19 protein-coding genes and 1 tRNA gene are annotated in these 14,398 nt (G+C 64.5%); 13 read left to right on the top strand and 7 right to left on the bottom strand.

All coding sequences use genetic code 11. From position 1 onward, the window contains the following. Positions 1-3: 3 nt before the first annotated feature. A complete protein-coding gene (locus ACEQZ0_RS11605) occupies positions 4-609 on the bottom strand; it encodes an ankyrin repeat domain-containing protein (protein WP_370190962.1) in 606 nt (201 codons plus the stop codon). 69 nt (positions 610-678) lie between these two features. On the opposite strand from ACEQZ0_RS11605, the gene ACEQZ0_RS11600 reads away from it, so the two are divergent. Genes ACEQZ0_RS11600 through ACEQZ0_RS11570 form a run of 7 tightly spaced genes read left to right on the top strand, consistent with a single transcriptional unit; the run spans position 679 to position 5,161 of the window. After that, the gene (locus tag ACEQZ0_RS11600; RefSeq protein ID WP_370190961.1) at positions 679-1,278 is read left to right on the top strand and encodes an SCO family protein; all 600 of its coding nucleotides are present in this window, start codon (positions 679-681) and stop codon (positions 1,276-1,278) included. Beyond that, the gene (locus ACEQZ0_RS11595; RefSeq protein ID WP_370190960.1) at positions 1,266-1,736 is read left to right on the top strand and encodes a YcgN family cysteine cluster protein; all 471 of its coding nucleotides are present in this window, start codon (positions 1,266-1,268) and stop codon (positions 1,734-1,736) included. The genes ACEQZ0_RS11600 and ACEQZ0_RS11595 overlap by 13 nt, the downstream gene beginning before the upstream one ends. Beyond that, positions 1,733-2,455 carry a M48 family metallopeptidase gene (locus ACEQZ0_RS11590; RefSeq protein WP_370190959.1) on the top strand — a complete coding sequence of 241 codons (723 nt, stop codon included), beginning with the start codon at positions 1,733-1,735 and terminating at the stop codon, positions 2,453-2,455. Before ACEQZ0_RS11595 ends, ACEQZ0_RS11590 begins: the two co-directional genes overlap by 4 nt. A gap of 43 nt (positions 2,456-2,498) precedes the next feature. Further along, positions 2,499-2,939, top strand: coding sequence for a hypothetical protein (locus tag ACEQZ0_RS11585; RefSeq protein ID WP_370190958.1), 441 nt, complete (start codon positions 2,499-2,501; stop codon positions 2,937-2,939). Continuing rightward, complete coding sequence (gene ribD, locus ACEQZ0_RS11580) at positions 2,936-3,913, top strand: bifunctional diaminohydroxyphosphoribosylaminopyrimidine deaminase/5-amino-6-(5-phosphoribosylamino)uracil reductase RibD (protein ID WP_370190957.1); 978 nt, start codon at positions 2,936-2,938, stop codon at positions 3,911-3,913. Before ACEQZ0_RS11585 ends, ribD begins: the two co-directional genes overlap by 4 nt. Before the next feature lie 20 nt (positions 3,914-3,933). After that, positions 3,934-4,551, top strand: a complete 618-nt coding sequence (locus ACEQZ0_RS11575; protein ID WP_370190956.1) for a riboflavin synthase — start codon at positions 3,934-3,936, stop codon at positions 4,549-4,551. Between the two features lie 22 nt (positions 4,552-4,573). Beyond that, complete coding sequence (locus ACEQZ0_RS11570; RefSeq protein WP_370190955.1) at positions 4,574-5,161, top strand: sulfite oxidase heme-binding subunit YedZ; 588 nt, start codon at positions 4,574-4,576, stop codon at positions 5,159-5,161. On the opposite strand, the gene ACEQZ0_RS11565 is transcribed toward ACEQZ0_RS11570, so the two are convergent. The 4 genes from ACEQZ0_RS11565 to ACEQZ0_RS11550 all read right to left on the bottom strand — a co-directional run bounded on the left by ACEQZ0_RS11565 (position 5,146) and on the right by ACEQZ0_RS11550 (position 8,531). Then, positions 5,146-5,655: a hypothetical protein gene (locus ACEQZ0_RS11565; RefSeq protein WP_370190954.1), complete on the bottom strand. Its 510-nt coding sequence runs from the start codon at positions 5,653-5,655 to the stop codon at positions 5,146-5,148. The genes ACEQZ0_RS11570 and ACEQZ0_RS11565 overlap by 16 nt on opposite strands. A gap of 246 nt (positions 5,656-5,901) precedes the next feature. Beyond that, entirely contained in the window at positions 5,902-6,441 is a 540-nt protein-coding gene (locus ACEQZ0_RS11560; RefSeq protein ID WP_370190953.1) for a GNAT family N-acetyltransferase, read from the bottom strand. Between the two features lie 6 nt (positions 6,442-6,447). Next, a complete protein-coding gene (locus tag ACEQZ0_RS11555) occupies positions 6,448-7,629 on the bottom strand; it encodes an aromatic amino acid transaminase (RefSeq protein ID WP_370190952.1) in 1,182 nt (393 codons plus the stop codon). Between the two features lie 113 nt (positions 7,630-7,742). Beyond that, a complete protein-coding gene (locus ACEQZ0_RS11550; protein ID WP_370190951.1) occupies positions 7,743-8,531 on the bottom strand; it encodes a DUF1134 domain-containing protein in 789 nt (262 codons plus the stop codon). Between the two features lie 220 nt (positions 8,532-8,751). On the opposite strand from ACEQZ0_RS11550, the gene ACEQZ0_RS11545 reads away from it, so the two are divergent. Both ACEQZ0_RS11545 and ACEQZ0_RS11540 read left to right on the top strand, forming a co-directional pair. Then, positions 8,752-8,843, top strand: a tRNA-Ser gene (locus ACEQZ0_RS11545). A gap of 159 nt (positions 8,844-9,002) precedes the next feature. Further along, entirely contained in the window at positions 9,003-10,316 is a 1,314-nt protein-coding gene (locus tag ACEQZ0_RS11540; RefSeq protein ID WP_370190950.1) for a tyrosine-type recombinase/integrase, read from the top strand. On the opposite strand, the gene ACEQZ0_RS11535 is transcribed toward ACEQZ0_RS11540, so the two are convergent. Together ACEQZ0_RS11535 and ACEQZ0_RS11530 are read right to left on the bottom strand one after the other, a co-directional pair. After that, positions 10,313-11,092 carry a helix-turn-helix transcriptional regulator gene (locus ACEQZ0_RS11535; protein ID WP_370190949.1) on the bottom strand — a complete coding sequence of 260 codons (780 nt, stop codon included), beginning with the start codon at positions 11,090-11,092 and terminating at the stop codon, positions 10,313-10,315. The genes ACEQZ0_RS11540 and ACEQZ0_RS11535 overlap by 4 nt on opposite strands. A 99-nt stretch (positions 11,093-11,191) precedes the next feature. Then, positions 11,192-11,590: a helix-turn-helix domain-containing protein gene (locus tag ACEQZ0_RS11530; RefSeq protein WP_370190948.1), complete on the bottom strand. Its 399-nt coding sequence runs from the start codon at positions 11,588-11,590 to the stop codon at positions 11,192-11,194. Positions 11,591-11,657: 67 nt separating this feature from the next. On the opposite strand from ACEQZ0_RS11530, the gene ACEQZ0_RS11525 reads away from it, so the two are divergent. The 4 genes from ACEQZ0_RS11525 (at position 11,658) to ACEQZ0_RS11510 (ending at position 14,395) form a co-directional block, all read left to right on the top strand. Next, a complete protein-coding gene (locus ACEQZ0_RS11525) occupies positions 11,658-12,278 on the top strand; it encodes a cation transporter (protein ID WP_370190947.1) in 621 nt (206 codons plus the stop codon). Then, positions 12,271-12,654 carry a DUF3703 domain-containing protein gene (locus ACEQZ0_RS11520; protein ID WP_370190946.1) on the top strand — a complete coding sequence of 128 codons (384 nt, stop codon included), beginning with the start codon at positions 12,271-12,273 and terminating at the stop codon, positions 12,652-12,654. Before ACEQZ0_RS11525 ends, ACEQZ0_RS11520 begins: the two co-directional genes overlap by 8 nt. An 83-nt stretch (positions 12,655-12,737) precedes the next feature. Further along, positions 12,738-13,076 (top strand): hypothetical protein, encoded by a 339-nt coding sequence (locus ACEQZ0_RS11515; RefSeq protein ID WP_370190945.1) that lies wholly within the window; start codon positions 12,738-12,740, stop codon positions 13,074-13,076. A gap of 65 nt (positions 13,077-13,141) precedes the next feature. Then, positions 13,142-14,395 carry a TolC family protein gene (locus ACEQZ0_RS11510; RefSeq protein ID WP_370190944.1) on the top strand — a complete coding sequence of 418 codons (1,254 nt, stop codon included), beginning with the start codon at positions 13,142-13,144 and terminating at the stop codon, positions 14,393-14,395. Positions 14,396-14,398: the final 3 nt, after the last annotated feature.

Raw genomic sequence — 14,398 nt, 5'->3', positions numbered from 1 at the left:
CGTTCAGTTCGGCCCGTAGGTTTCTGCCTTTTCGCCGCGCTCGGCCTCGGCCCGTTCTATTTCACCGAGCATATCCGAGCGCGCTCCCATCAAACGGGCATAGTCGCGCGCGGTGCGGCCCGAATTGTCGGCTCGGTCGGCGCTCGCGCCCTTCGCGATGAGCAGGCGGACGAGGCTGCTATCGCGGCGGTGGACGGCCGAGATCAGCGGCGTTTCCCCGGTGCTGTCGGGCACATCGACCTCGGCACCACGCTCGGCGAGGATTTCGACGCCCTCGGTGAAGCCGAGCTGCGCGGCCAGCTGCAGGGGAGTGGTGCCGTTCTTGTCGGCGATATTGGGATTGGCCCCCTTCGAGAGGAGGAAGCGCAACCATAGGGGATCGCGCCGCTGGGTGACGATATGCAGCGCGGTTTCGCCGCTGGATATGTCGCGTGTGTTGACCAGAATGCTGCCCGGCCCGTCGATCATCTGGGTAACATCGTCGCCCTGGCGCTTCTTGACTGCCTCGAGGAACTTGTACCCTTCCCGCTGCATCTGCGCCTGCGCGGGCGGTGCAAGCAGCGCCCCTGCAATTGCGGCCAGAAGGAAATTTTTCGCGAAACGCTTCACGGTGTGAAAGCCCCTATTATCCTCAATCGAATGGCTGACTCGCCCTTGAAGACGGGCGGTTAGCAGACCATGAACCGTCAGACCATGCTGCGCAACCTCACCCCGCTTTTCGCCGTCCTCCTGGCCCTTTCCGCCTGCACCGAGCCAGCCCCGGCGGAACCGCCGCTGGCCGGTGCCGCGATCGGCGGCGATTTCACGCTCACCGGCGAAGACGGCGATCCGGTCAGCTGGAGCGACTTCGAGGGACAGTACCGCACCGTCTACTTCGGTTACACCTATTGCCCCGACGTCTGCCCGGTCGACACCCAGCGCGCGATGGCGGGGCTCAAGATCTTCGAGAAAGGCCATCCGGCACTCGGCGCGAAAATCCAGCCGCTCTTCATCAGCGTCGATCCAGCGCGCGACACGCCCGCCATGCTCAAGGAGTTCACCGCAAACTTCCACCCCCGCTTGCTCGGCCTGACCGGAGCCAAGGCGCAGATCGACACGGTCACGAAGGCGTTCGCCGCAACCTATTCGATCGGCGAGGAACAGCCGGGCGGCGGCTATCTCGTCGGCCATACCAACATCACCTACCTGTTCGGTCCCGAGGGCGAGCCGCTGGCCATCCTGCCGACCGACGAAGGCCCCGAAGCGGTGGCCGCGGAACTGGAAAAATGGGTGCACTGAGAGACCGCTTCTGGGAGCGGCCGCTGGCCGATCTCACCAGTGAGGAATGGGAAGCGCTGTGCGACGGCTGCGGACGCTGCTGCCTGCACAAGGTCGAGTATGAGGACACCGGCGAAATCGAACACACCAATGTGGCCTGCACATTGCTCGACACCCGGACCGCACGCTGCACCGACTACAAGCACCGCAAGGCGCTGGTGCCCGACTGCCTGCGGCTGACGCTCAAGATCGTCGACGACGTATCGTGGCTGCCGCCAACCTGCGCCTACCGCCGCCGCGCGGACGGCAACCCGCTGCCGCGCTGGCACTACCTGCTCACCGGTGATCACGAGGACGTCGTGCGCGCCGGCGTATCGGTTGCCGGGCGGGTAGTGAGCGAAGACGAGGCAGGCCCGCTCGAGCACCACGTCGTCGACTGGGACGACGAGGGCCTCGAAGACGAGGAGGAGGCGGCGTGATCGACTGGCTCCGCCGCGAAGCGCTGGAGCCGGTGATCGAACTGGGCGGGCGCGCACTGCCGATCGAACTCACCCGCAACCGCCGCGCCAAGCGGCTGACGCTGCGGCTCGCGCCCGACGGCAGCGCGGTGCGCATCACGCTGCCCCACTGGTGCCGCAGCGCGGAGGCGGTGGCCTTCGCACATGCGCGGCGCGACTGGCTTGCCGAACAGCTCGCCAAGGTCCCGGCACGCCGCGACCCGCTGCAGGACGGAACGCTGCTCTATCGCGGTGGCGAGATCGCGCTCGAGTGGCGCGCCGAGGCGCCGCGCAAGCCGCAATTCGATGGCGCCCGGCTCGCGCTCGGCGGCCCGCGCGAAACCTTGAGCAGGCGCATCCAGCGCTGGCTCGAGACAGAGGCGCTGCAGCTGTTTTCGGCAGACGCGGCCGAGTACTGCGCGCGCGGCGATCTCGCCCCCGCAACGGTCAAGCTGACCCGCGCCCGCCGCCGCTGGGGCAGCTGCTCGTCGGAGGGGACGCTCCGGCTCAATTGGCGGCTGGTCCAGGCGCCCGACCACGTCCGTCGTTCGGTCGTTGCGCACGAAGTCGCGCATCTTGTCCATTTCGACCACTCGCCCGCCTTCCACGCACTGCTCGACCGGCTCTACGAACAGGATATCGACGAGCCCAACCGCTGGCTCAGCCGGCATGGCCGCACGCTCTACGCGGCCTTCGGCTAAGCTTGACTGGCGCCCCCGGGCGAAAGCTCCTATCTTGGCGCCCATGCGCCTCAAGACACGCTTCAACGCCAAGGCCGGCATGGCCGACCTGTGGGATTACCTCCGCGAACCGCGGCCCTACCGGTGGCCGTTGCTGGCGCTGTCCGTTGCCATCCCGCTGAGCGGCTTGGCGATGCTGACGCGCGAATCGCACTTCCGGCCACCCGATGCCCCGAAGGTTTCCTTCATCTCGACCTTCGCCGAAGGGCGCAGCGACGAGGAAATCCGCCGCTCGAATCTCGAAAACCAGAAGCGCAAGGAGGCCCGCGAGGCCGAACGCGAGGAACTGCGCGAGAAAAAGGTGGAGGCATACAAGGCACTCGGCCGGGCGACCGGGCTCGACGTCGACACGATGGAGCGCGAGGCCCGAATCGAAAACGCGCGCGAGGCGGCCGCAGCTGAGGCCCGTCAGCGCGAACTCTACCAGGCAGGTTCGGGCGGTTGAGGGCAAACACAAGCGACGCGCGCTGGCTTTCCGCTGCCGCGCGGCTGGCGCGCCGTGCGCGGCCGACTAGCTACCCCAATCCCGGCGTCGGCTGCATTCTCGTCAAGCATGGTATCGTCGTCGGCCGGGGATGGACCGCCCCCGGCGGTCGTCCGCATGCGGAGGCCGCGGCGCTGGCACAGGCCGGCGAAGGCGCGCGCGGCGCAACCGCCTATGTCACGCTCGAACCCTGCGCCCACCGCTCCGAGCGCGGTCCGGCGTGCAGCGAATTGCTGGTCGAGGCCGGCGTGGCGCGCGTCGTCGCGGGGGTCGAGGACCCCGACCCGCGGACGGCGGGCGACGGATTCGCGCGCCTGCGCAAGGCCGGAATCGAAGCCGAGCTGCTGCCGTCTCGCGATGCCGAAGCGAGCCTTGCCGGCTATCTCACCCGTGCGCGGGCAAACCGTCCGCACGTCACATTGAAACTCGCCATGTCGCTCGACGGCTGCATCGCGATGGCCGGCGGGGAAAGCCAGTGGATCACCGGCGAGGCCGCCCGCGCCCATGTCCACGTCCAGCGGGCCCGGGCCGATGCCATCCTGGTCGGCGGCGGCACCTGGCGCGCGGACAAGCCCCGGCTCGACGTCCGGTTGCCGGGGCTGGGCGATCGCAAGCCGCAACGTGTGGTGCTCACGCGCGGCGTGGCGCCCGACGAGGTGCGGGTCATCAACCGTCCCGACCAGATCGCGTCGATCGAAGCGCAGTATCTCTATGTCGAAGCCGGTGCGAATATCGCCGCGAGCCTGCTCGGCGCCGACCTCGTCGACCGGCTCGAACTCTACCGCGCGCCGATCGTGATCGGGGGTGGGCGCGGCGCGGTTGGCGACCTCGGCCTCGCCACCCTCTCCGACGCGCATGGCCGCTGGATGCTTGTCGAACGTCGCCAGCTTGGCAGCGACAGCTTCGAAGCCTACAGCCGCCTGCGCCAGACTTAGAGCGCCAGCCAGGAGCACGCATGTTCACCGGGATCGTCACCGCCATCGGCACCATCACGAACATCGAGGACCGGGGCGACCTGCGCGTCGTCGTGGCCTGCCCATGGGACCCGGCGGGGATCGACATCGGCGCATCGATCGCCTGTTCGGGCGTGTGCCTGACGGTGGTCGAAAAGGGCGGCGTGGAGGGCGACGCCTGGTTCGCGGTCGACGTCTCGGGAGAGACGGTCGGCCGAACCGCGCCGGACCAGTGGCAGGCCGACCGTCGGCTCAATCTTGAGCCCGCGCTGCGGCTCGGCGACGAGCTCGGCGGCCACCTTGTCACCGGCCATGTCGACGCAGTCGGGCGAGTGGCTCTGGCCGAGGATTTCGGCGGCTCGACCCGGCTCGAGATCCTCGCGAACGAGGACGTTGCGCCGTATGTCGCCGAAAAGGGCTCGATCACTGTCGATGGCGTGTCGCTGACCGTCAACGAGATCGAGGACATGGAGAATGGCGACGTCCGCTTCGCGCTCAACATCATCCCGCACACGGCCGAAGTGACCACGCTGGGCGACTTGTCCGAAGGCGACGCGGTCAATCTCGAGATCGACGTCCTCGCGCGCTATCTCAGGCGGATGCAGAGCCTCGCGGCCTGAGGGCGACCGGACGACGGGCCACGTGCTGAAAGCCATCGCACAATCGCGGCCTCTGCTGTGGCTCATGCTCGCCCTGCCCGGTCTGTGGATCGGCTGGCGCTGGGCGATGACGCCCGAAACCTACGGCTATGGCCATGCTATCGGCGACACGGGCGACTGGGCGGCATGGCTGCTGATGGCAACGCTGGCGGTCACCCCGCTGCGGCTGATTTTCCGCAAGGCGCGCTGGACCAACTGGCTGATGAAGCGACGGCGCGATCTCGGCGTGACGAGCTTCGTCTATGCTGCCGGGCACACGGGCGCCTACCTCGTGCGCAAGGCTTCACCCGATCTCATATTTGCAGAAATGGCGACGCCCTACATTCTCGTAGGCTGGCTCGCGCTGGCGCTGTTCCTGCCGCTTGCGATCACATCGAACGATGTCTCGGTGCGGCGCCTTAAACGCTCTTGGAAGCGTCTGCACCGGCTCGTCTATCCGGCGGCGGTGCTGACCTTCCTGCACTGGGTGTGGTCGGCCTTCGATCCGACCACGGCCTGGATCCACGCAGGGATCCTGGCTGTGATCGAGATCGTCAGGGTCTATTTGCAGCGCCGTCAGAGAGTGACGTAGTTGCGGAAGCGGGCGACTTCGGCCTCGTCGACATATTTGCCGATCTCGCGGTCGAATTCGCTCATGTCCGCATAGGGACGATATTCTTCGAACTCATGCTCCATCTTTTCGGTCATACCGGGGATGAGCTTGAGTTCTTCCTTGGTCGCGGTGTTGAGATTGACCGGCACGAAAACGCTTTCGAGAATCTTGGCGGCCTCTTCCGCACTCACCATTTCGAGCAGCTTCGCGTGGAGATCGGTTACGCTGGCATAGGGCTGGCCGGCCACGATAGCCGCGGCGAGCTCGGCGCTAACGCCTTCGACACCCGCGAGCTGGTCGGCGGTGGCGGTGCTGGCATCGAGCACGGCAGCTTCGCTCGTCGCTTCAGCGGTGTCTGCTGCGGCAGGTGTTTCGGCCCCGGCCGTGTCGGTCGCCTCTTCGGTTGCGCCCGAGCAGGCAGCAAGGGTGAGCATGGTGCCCGAAAGGGCGGCGGCAAGTACCAGCTTACGCATCGAATGATATCCTCTTGTTGAGAAGCGTTCTCAATAACATCCCTTGCCGCAATGGGAAGGGGGAAACGGGATTTTCCTACTCGCGCCCGATCTGTTCAAAGCTGCGCGATGCCGCACTCGCTTTGCCAGCCCCCTATCCTCTTTTCTGCAGGCCCGGCTGCATTCCGCCGTTTTTCTCGCCTGGACCGTGTAACATGCGGTCCATGTCATGGGACTTGCCTGCGGCAATCCAACACCGTTCCTACATCACGCCAGCGGGCCGGCGGCGAAGCTTTCGCGGGTGATCTCGTAGACCAGGTGGACCACGCGCTTGCCCTGGTATTTCTCCAGTTCATAGCGGTCGGTGCGCACGGCGCCGATGGCTTCGAGCGCATTGCGCGATCGGTAATTGGTGTCGCCCACACGGAATTCGACCAGCGCAACGTTCTCGAAGGCATACGCCAGCATGGCACGCTTCATTTCGGGATTGATGCCCTTGCCCCAGCAACGGGGGGCCAGGAAGGTCCAGCCGATCTCGACCACCCCGCCCTCTTCCGGATCGTATTTGTCGTAACGCGTCGAGCCGAGAATAGCGCCACTCACCTTGTCGGTCACCGCGAGCGCGCCGCCGCTCGCCAAACCATCGTCGAAAAAGGCATCGAACACCTCGCGCCGCCAGCGGTCGTGGATCGGATGCTGTTCCCAGACGGCGGGATCGCCCGCCACCTCAAAGAGCGGCTCGCGGTCGGCTTCGGCAAGCGGGCGGATAACCAGCCGCTCGGTCTCGAGGGTCGGCTGGCGGTCCATTGCGGGTCAGCCCTTGGTGACGTCCGCCAGCGCGGCGATGAACTTGTCAGTATTGCCCGCGTGCAGGCCCGCCACGTTGATCCGGCCCGATCCGGCCATGTAGATGCCGTGATCCTCGCGCAGGCGGACGATTTGCTCCTTGCTCAGCGGCAGCATGGCGAAGAGACCGTTCTGTTCGCCCAGCGCGGCAAGGTTGAGACCCGGTGCCTCGTTATCCGCCGCGGCCAGCCGCGCTCGCACGCGGCGCATCCGCGCGCGCATCTCGTCGAGTTCGTCGAGCCACTGCTTCGTCAGGTCCCCGTCGCGCAGCACGGTGCGCACCGCCGCGCCACCGTGATCGGGCGGCATCGACCAGTTGGCCCGCGCCAGCGCATTGGCGTTCGAAGTGATCGCGGGAAGGTCCGACGGCTGCTTCGCGATCATGTAGAAGGCGCCGACGCGATCGCGGTAGAGGCCGAAGTTCTTGTCGCAGCTATAGGCCACCAGCGCTTCGGGCACCTGTGCGAGCACCTTGCGCACGCCGGCGACGTCCTCTTCCAAGCCGCGGCCAAGACCGTGATAGGCGACGTCGAGGATCGGGAGGATGCCCTTGGCGGCGAAGGCCTCGGCAATCTGCTCCCACTGCTCGTCGGTGTAATCGACGCCGGTCGGGTTGTGGCAGCAGCCGTGCAGCAGCACGGCGTCGGTTGCATCCGCCTTGTCGATCGTCTCGAGCAGCGCCTCGATATCGGCCGTGCCGTCCGCCTTGGCATGGTGGAAGGTGCTGGTTTCGACCCCGACATCCTGCAGGATCTGCGCGTGGTTGGGCCAGCTCGGCACGCCGAGGTGGATGCGGGTGACACCCGCCGCCTTGGCGAGAGCCACCGCCAGCCGCACCGCGCCGGTTCCGCCCGGCGTCTGCATGCCTTCGAGCCGCCCGCCCATGGCGGCATCCTTGCCGAAAACATAGGGTTTGAGCGCATCGACAAAGCCGGTGTCGCCCTCGGGACCGAGATAGCTCTTCGATTCCTGCGTATCGACCAGCCGCTGCTCGGCCGCCTTGATCGAGCGGAAGACCGGCGTCGCGCCGTCATTGGTCCGATAGACACCCACACCGAGGTCGATCTTGTCCTCGCGCGGGTCTTCGGCATGCATCTTGATGAGCGCGAGCAGCGCGTCGGGGGCCTGGGCTTCGAGTTGGTCAAGCATGGGCGCCTCATCGCCGGATATGGATGGGGCCGCAACAGGAAATCCTGCCGCGACCCCGGAGCCATTCGGATTTATGATTGGACGACCCGAAGGGCTCCTTCTTTGCCAAACCGTCAGAACGGCAGCCAGCGGTGCTTCTTGGAAAACTTCATATAGCCGGCATTGATGCCCAGCCTGAGCCCCGCACCCATACGGATCGGGATGAGGACGACATCGCCCTTGCGCAGATAGCTCGCAGTGAGGCCCCCGATGACATAGGCCTGCCCCTCGCCCGCCGGATAGCGCTCGTAAAGTTCCTCGCTGTCGTAGAGATTGTAAACCAGCACGAATGTGCTGCCGGCGTTGGCACCGGCGTCGAAGCCGATCGAGGGACCGGTCCAGTAGACCGGACGTTCGCCCTCGACCTTGTGATAAAGCGTACCCGACCCATAGCGCGCACCGACGATGAAGGCGCCGCTCGCCTCGCGTCCGACGATGTAGGCGTTGGGCTCGCCCTGGTCCTTGAGCAGCTTGCGGATCATCTTGGCGACACCCTCGGCACCCTTGCCGAACACGCCTTCCGCCGCACCGATCAGATCGTCCTCGCGATAGGTGGTGGCCGGATCGTCGACCTGAGCGCTGTCGACTGCCTCGCTCGCCGCTTCCTCGGCCGCCTGTTCCGACCATTGCGGTTGTACGGTCGCGGTGTCGGGCGGAGTCGTGGGCTCGGCCTGCGGAGCGTAAGTGGGCGTGGCGCCGGGTTCGGCATAGACGGGCTGGTCGCCCGGTCGCTCGACGATGTCGCCGTCGATCGCGGAGTCGGGGTCGATCGTCTCGACCTGCGCGGCGAGCGGAGCCGCGGCCATGCCGAAAGCGGCGAGAGCCAGGCCGAGGCGCGGCAACATCTGTGTGAATTTGGTCATCGATCCCTCCGTGTCGGCGGCAAAGGCGCAGACAGCTGCGCGGTGAGAAGAATCCCCTTTGAGCGGCGCGGCAATGAAACGGCGATGAACCGAATCCAAAATGCGGCGAAGCGAGTCGTGCAGCGCGGTGGGCAGTGCTGCAAAATTCCTGCGAAAACTCCCCTTGATGGCATGCGGGGCCATGGCTATAGCGCGCCCCTCGCAGCCAGCATGCGTCAGCGGAGACGTGGGTGAGTGGCTGAAACCAGCTCCCTGCTAAGGAGCCATACCTGGTAACGGGTATCGAGGGTTCGAATCCCTCCGTCTCCGCCACCGGCCTTTCCAAGGCCTTCCAATCGCCTCCAAAATCGTGCGGAAAGCTTTACAATTCCGCCGTTTGCGACTCCTATGCGGTCCAGCCCACCTCACCCCTAGCCAGACGCATGTTGGGGTATTTTGGGGGTAACCAACTGATCGACTTGGGGGTATCGGATGCTGACGGACAAGGCGGTGCGCGCGGCCGCTTCGAGAAAAAAGGCATACAAGCTTACCGACAGCCGCGGATTGCATCTTCACGTGTCTGCGAGCGGTCACAAAAGCTGGCGCTATAAATACCGCTTCCAAAACAAGGAGCGCTTACTGACGCTAGGTGCATACCCCGAGGTGTCGTTGGCCGATGCTCGCGAGAAGCGCGACGAAGCGAAGAAGATTCTAAGAAATGGTAGAGACCCGAGGCACAGCGCAAAGCGCAGTCGGTTGATTGGCAGGAATGATGCTGCGAAGTCGTTCGAGGGGATGGCCCGCGAATGGCATGCTTTGCAGGTCGCACGCTGGAAGCCGGTGCACGCAAACGATGTCATCACCAGCCTCGAACGTGATGTCTTCCCGCATCTGGGCGAGATGCCGCTGGCCGAAATCGACAAGCCGCTGCTGCTTTCGGTTCTGCGTAAGGTCGAGCAACGCGGTGCGATCGAATCAGCACGGCGTATTAAGCAGCGCGTGGCGGCCATCTATCGCTACGCCAATGCCGGAGGCGCTGGCCTTGAGAACCCGGCCCTGGATATCAACGACGCGCTGACACCGTTGCCGCCTGCGAAGCGCTATCCTGCCCTTACCAACATCGATGCGATCCGTATGATGATCGGCGACATCGATCGTGCCGGTGCCTCGCCAGTCAACCGCTTCGCTGCGCGCCTGCTGGCGCTCACCGCACAGCGTCCGGGCATGGTTCGGTTCATGGAATGGGATGACATCACCGGGATCGACTGGGGCGATTCGAACGCGGATACGAGCGCGGCATTGTGGAAGGTGCCGGCTGAGAAGATCAAGCAAGAACTGCACCTGCGCACCGACGAAGCGTTCGATCATCCGGTGCCGCTGTCCCTGCAGGCGGTCGACACGCTTCGCGCCGTGCGCTGGCTGACGGGGCGCTCGCCCTTTGTATTCCCGGGTGCCCGTTCCGGTCTCAAGCCGATCAGCGAGAACGCGATCGGCTATCTCTACAACCGCGAAGGCTACAAGGGCCGCCACGTTCCCCATGGCTGGCGGTCGAGCTTCTCAACCATCATGAACGAGCAAGCAGAGCGAGAACTGGGTACGGACCTACGGCTGCTCGCCGATCGGATGATCATCGATTTAATGCTTGCGCATACGCCAAAGGGGATGAGCGCAAGCGAGTTGCGCTACAATCGCGCTGCCTACATGCCGCGGCGCCGCGAACTTGCGCAGCGCTGGGCGGACATGATCATGGAAAATGCGATCCCGGCCCATGACATCATCGACAGCCCGCGCCGCAAGCCGCGCTAGCGCCCGCCGCGTTTTGCCGAATGCTCCTCGATCCACGCGAGCACTTCATCCTTGCGCCAGCGCGAGCTCGACCCTAGCTTGAGGCGCTCGGGGAACACGCCTTTCTTCTCGTCTTCGTAGATCGACGACTGGCTGCGCCCGATCAGTTCGCTCACCTCGTCGATCGACAGTAACATCGGGCCGACACCGGGTGGATCGGACGAGGCCACTATGTGCAATTCGCCGCTTCCCGCCTTCACTGTCTGACCCAAGTTCACTCTTCGTGCTGCGACTACACGCGCGGCACGCAGCTGCGGATCGACAATCTCGTCGACCTGCCGAGCGGTCAGCGGGCCAAGCGGCTTTAGCGCAGCCAACCATTCGTCGAACTGCGCATCGTCGACAAAAATGCGATGGGTCAACGGTGCCCCGGGGTCGGTCCATCGTTCGACGTTGAACGCCCCAGTTGCGAAGCGGGGAAGCGGATCGTCCAGCTCCCATAGACCAGCGTCGATACCGACGACCTCGCCTCCGCCTAGGGGACGCGCGAATGTTGCAAGCCGATCATTCGCGAACATCCGGACGAGGTGTTCGGCATTGAGGCGCACCAGATCGCGCGCGGCGTCGTTCTCACCCTCATCGTTCGGTGCGGCGAAGATGTCGGGAAGTTCGTAAGACGGAAATCCAGCGCGGGACTGGACCACATCCGCAAAAGCGGCGGTCAGCGTTTTGCGACCCTTAGACACAAGCGACGGACGGCCTTCATATGGCGACCAGGGCGGGATGGTAGTGCTCACGATCGCAGGCTAGCAGCACCGTTGGGTTCAGCAAGGGTTCGGCAGCTTTGCGCCTCATTTCGGTCATTCCGCCTACTCACAAGACGTCGGAAAAGCAGACTAAAGCTCGATTGGTCGCGCCAAGCTCTCCACGATCCGGCACTCACCAATCTTGTCGGCATCGCACGAACGAAGCATCTGACTGAGTTCGTCGCGCAGTGATGCAAGGTCGGTCATCCTTTGCTCGACATCGGCCAGTTGCTGCCGAACAAGATGATCGACATCCTGACATGGCTTCTCGTCATGATCGGACAGAGCCAGCAATTCACGCACCTGCGCCATGTTGAAACCCAGGCCTCGTGCTCTTCTGACGAAGCTGAGCATCTGCAGATGTTCGGTGGAATAGTCGCGGTAGTTGCTGTCGGTTCGATCTGCGGCGGGCAGTATGCCTTCGCGCTCATAATACCGGATCGTTTCCGCCTTCGTTCCAGTGGCCCGCGCCAGTTCGCCAATACGCATTGCTTGACCTTGTAGTTGCTACAAGGTGCATATGTGCTTGCGACTCGAACGTTGCAAGGAGAGCGGCATGGCCAAGTCCTGCTGCCAGACACCGAAACCAGACACTGCCGTGCACAACGATCCGCGCTGGCGCCGCGTCCTTTGGATCGCGCTCTTCGCCAATGCGGCCATGTTTGTCGTTGAAATGATCGCGGGGGTGGCTGCAGATTCCCGTTCGCTCCAGGCCGATGCGCTTGATTTCTTCGGCGATGCCGCGAACTACGCGATCAGTCTTGGCGTTGCCGGGATGGCGCTCGCATGGCGGGCAAAGGCTGCCTTGTTAAAGGCAGCGACCATGCTCGCCTTTGGCATCTGGGTGATCGGCTATGCGATCTATGGATTGATGGCGGGTGCCGATCCGGAGCCGGCGACAATGGGAGTGGTCGGCACGCTGGCTCTGGCGACTAACGCGATGGTCGCGCTCATGCTCTTTCGGTTCCGAGACGGCGATGCGAACATGCGGTCGGTATGGATCTGCTCACGTAACGACGCGATCGGTAACATCGCGGTTCTCGGCGCCGCTCTTGGCGTGTTCGGAACGGGCCAAGCCTGGCCCGACCTGCTGGTCGCCTCGATCATGGCCGGACTGGCCCTGTGGGGCAGCGTGGAGGTGTTCGGCCAGGCACGCCGAGAGCTGGCCCATGAATAGCAATACCTTTCCCAGCAGGGATGTCTTTCTGGCAGAAGAATACCGACGCGCAGCAGACGCTTTGGACGAGCAGAATTTCGAGGAAGCCTGGCACCATCTCGAACGGGCCCACGTAGTTGCCCAAGATCGCTGGGGACCGCACTGCGTCTCGCATTGGCGTATGCTGGAGCTTGCGTGGAGGACGCGTGATTGGCGCGAAGTTTTCGGTCAGATATTTAGGCTTTTCCTTGCCCCCGTAGGCAACATCACCGGCCGACTTCCGATCGGAAACAGTGGTCGTTCGAATGTAAGCGCATTCGCTCGGATGGAAATAGAGCCAGAGATAAGTGGTTTGCTTGGTCAATCGCCAGCTCAAGATCTTCCCGCGTCAAAGTAGATCGATGGTATTGTTATGAAATCACATTCCATCTCGCGAGATAGTTCTTTCGCAGCCGAGCCTCCGCTGTTACCGGACACACGATGATCCGGCTCTTCGCCCACTCCCTCTTACTGCAGCTGATCACGCTGTGCACCGCATTCGGTGTCCTGTGGGCTCCGGTGGCGGAAGCGGCCGAATGCGCGGGAGAGCCTCCGGTAGCATTTCAGCTCGAGCAGCACGACGAGCCCGGCGATGATGACCGTGGCCCGGAGAAGCACAGCGCATGTGCGCATGGCCATTGTCATCATGCTTCACAGGCTGTGGGGCGGTCGTCTGACGCCTTTGCCTTGGGCTCGGTCATGAGTGCCCTGCGCGCTGGCGACCAGCCCTTTTTTGCGTCCAATCTGACCGAACTGGCCACACCCCCTCCTCGAGCCTGACGTTCGCCGCGCGTCTGACCATTGATCCGACGCCGAACCGAACGTCAGCAGAGGAATAGCCATTCATGTCCGCCATATCGTGGCGAGCGGCCCCCGTCTGGGGACTGGTACTCGCCCTGTCCACGGGATCTGCCAGCGCGCAGGCCCAGCGTGTCGTCACGCTCGACGACGCCCTCAATCTCAGTGGGGTCGCACTTGAGACCGATGTCCCCGCCACCAACCCACGCCTCGTGGGTCCCCGCGCGGAATCCGAGGCGGCAGCGGCGCTTGTCGATCAGGCTCGCCTCCGGCCTAATCCCGAAGTGTCCTTCGAGGTCGAGAACCTCGCTGGCAGCGGGGCTTTTTCCGGCCTTCAGGCGACCGAGTACACACTCTCTGTAGGACAGCGCCTCGAACTCGGCGGCAAACGCTCCGCCCGTGTCGGTGCGGCTGAAGCCCAGGCGGAACTCGCATCCCTCAGGGCCGATCTGACCACGGTCGAACTCGGCCAACTGGTACGCGAGCGATATCTCACGGCTGTTGCCGCAGCTGCCAGGGTTGAACTTGCGCAGGATGTGGTCGCGCGCAATGAAGAACTGGCGCGTATAGCTGGCGTCCTTGTGGAGGTCGGCCGCGAGCCGCCTCTGCGCGCACTAAGAGCGGATGCAGCCCTTGCCGAAGCGCGCGCGCGCCTGGTTGAGGCAGAGGCGGAGAGCCTGTCGGCTCGGACAGCACTCGCAACTCTTTGGGCCGGCGGTGAAGCGCCGCTCGTTCCGGCGCGATTTCCGGAAATCCTTCCGCCCGCATCGCTTATATCCGAGGCGCAGGAAAGCCTCAGCTATAGGGTCGCGCGAGCCGAGAGCACTGCTGCGGCGGCGGAGATCGAGCGGCAGCGAAGTCTGCGTATTCCCGATCCGACGGTCTCTGCGGGCGTGCGGCGCTTTGGGGAAAGCGGCGACAATGCCTTCCTCGTCGGCGTATCGATCCCCCTTCCTTTTCGCGACCGCAACCAGGGTAACATCGCCGCTGCCGAGGCTCGGTTGCGTGCAGCGAACGCTCGCGAAGCCGTCGCCCTCGCGGACTACGAGCAGGCGGTCGCCACCGCGCGGGCGAGATATCTTGGTGCCGAAGCGCGCGTTGAGACCCTTTCGCAGACATCGCTCCCGCAGGCGGAGGAGGCGCTGCGCCTCGTTCGCATCGGATATCGCAACGGACGTTTCCCCCTGATCGAAGTTCTCGCTGCCGCCGAGGCACGCGACACGATCCGCGAGGCGCTTATCGCTGCCCGCGAACAGAGGGGCCTGGCCGCAGCCGAATTGATCGGGCTGGCCGCGCAATGAAGG

Origin of the sequence: Qipengyuania sp. (assembly GCF_964227205.1) — a bacterium.
Taxonomy (GTDB): Bacteria; Pseudomonadota; Alphaproteobacteria; order Sphingomonadales; family Sphingomonadaceae; genus Qipengyuania.
Note: the sequence above shows the minus strand (reverse complement) of the source record. Positions and strands in the feature narration are given on the sequence as shown.

Bases quoted from the DNA above. Each gene is read 5' to 3' on its own strand.
- ACEQZ0_RS11600 (WP_370190961.1), top strand. From the start codon at position 679: ATGAACCGTCAGACCATGCTGCGCAACCTCACCCCGCTTTTCGCCGTC.
- ACEQZ0_RS11595 (WP_370190960.1), top strand. From the start codon at position 1,266: ATGGGTGCACTGAGAGACCGCTTCTGGGAGCGGCCGCTGGCCGATCTC.
- ACEQZ0_RS11585 (WP_370190958.1), top strand. From the start codon at position 2,499: ATGCGCCTCAAGACACGCTTCAACGCCAAGGCCGGCATGGCCGACCTG.
- ACEQZ0_RS11575 (WP_370190956.1), top strand. From the start codon at position 3,934: ATGTTCACCGGGATCGTCACCGCCATCGGCACCATCACGAACATCGAG.
- ACEQZ0_RS11565 (WP_370190954.1), bottom strand. From the start codon at position 5,655: ATGCGTAAGCTGGTACTTGCCGCCGCCCTTTCGGGCACCATGCTCACC.
- ACEQZ0_RS11560 (WP_370190953.1), bottom strand. From the start codon at position 6,441: ATGGACCGCCAGCCGACCCTCGAGACCGAGCGGCTGGTTATCCGCCCG.
- ACEQZ0_RS11555 (WP_370190952.1), bottom strand. From the start codon at position 7,629: ATGCTTGACCAACTCGAAGCCCAGGCCCCCGACGCGCTGCTCGCGCTC.
- ACEQZ0_RS11550 (WP_370190951.1), bottom strand. From the start codon at position 8,531: ATGACCAAATTCACACAGATGTTGCCGCGCCTCGGCCTGGCTCTCGCC.
- ACEQZ0_RS11540 (WP_370190950.1), top strand. From the start codon at position 9,003: ATGCTGACGGACAAGGCGGTGCGCGCGGCCGCTTCGAGAAAAAAGGCA.
- ACEQZ0_RS11530 (WP_370190948.1), bottom strand. From the start codon at position 11,590: ATGCGTATTGGCGAACTGGCGCGGGCCACTGGAACGAAGGCGGAAACG.
- ACEQZ0_RS11525 (WP_370190947.1), top strand. From the start codon at position 11,658: ATGGCCAAGTCCTGCTGCCAGACACCGAAACCAGACACTGCCGTGCAC.
- ACEQZ0_RS11520 (WP_370190946.1), top strand. From the start codon at position 12,271: ATGAATAGCAATACCTTTCCCAGCAGGGATGTCTTTCTGGCAGAAGAA.
- ACEQZ0_RS11515 (WP_370190945.1), top strand. From the start codon at position 12,738: ATGATCCGGCTCTTCGCCCACTCCCTCTTACTGCAGCTGATCACGCTG.
- ACEQZ0_RS11510 (WP_370190944.1), top strand. From the start codon at position 13,142: ATGTCCGCCATATCGTGGCGAGCGGCCCCCGTCTGGGGACTGGTACTC.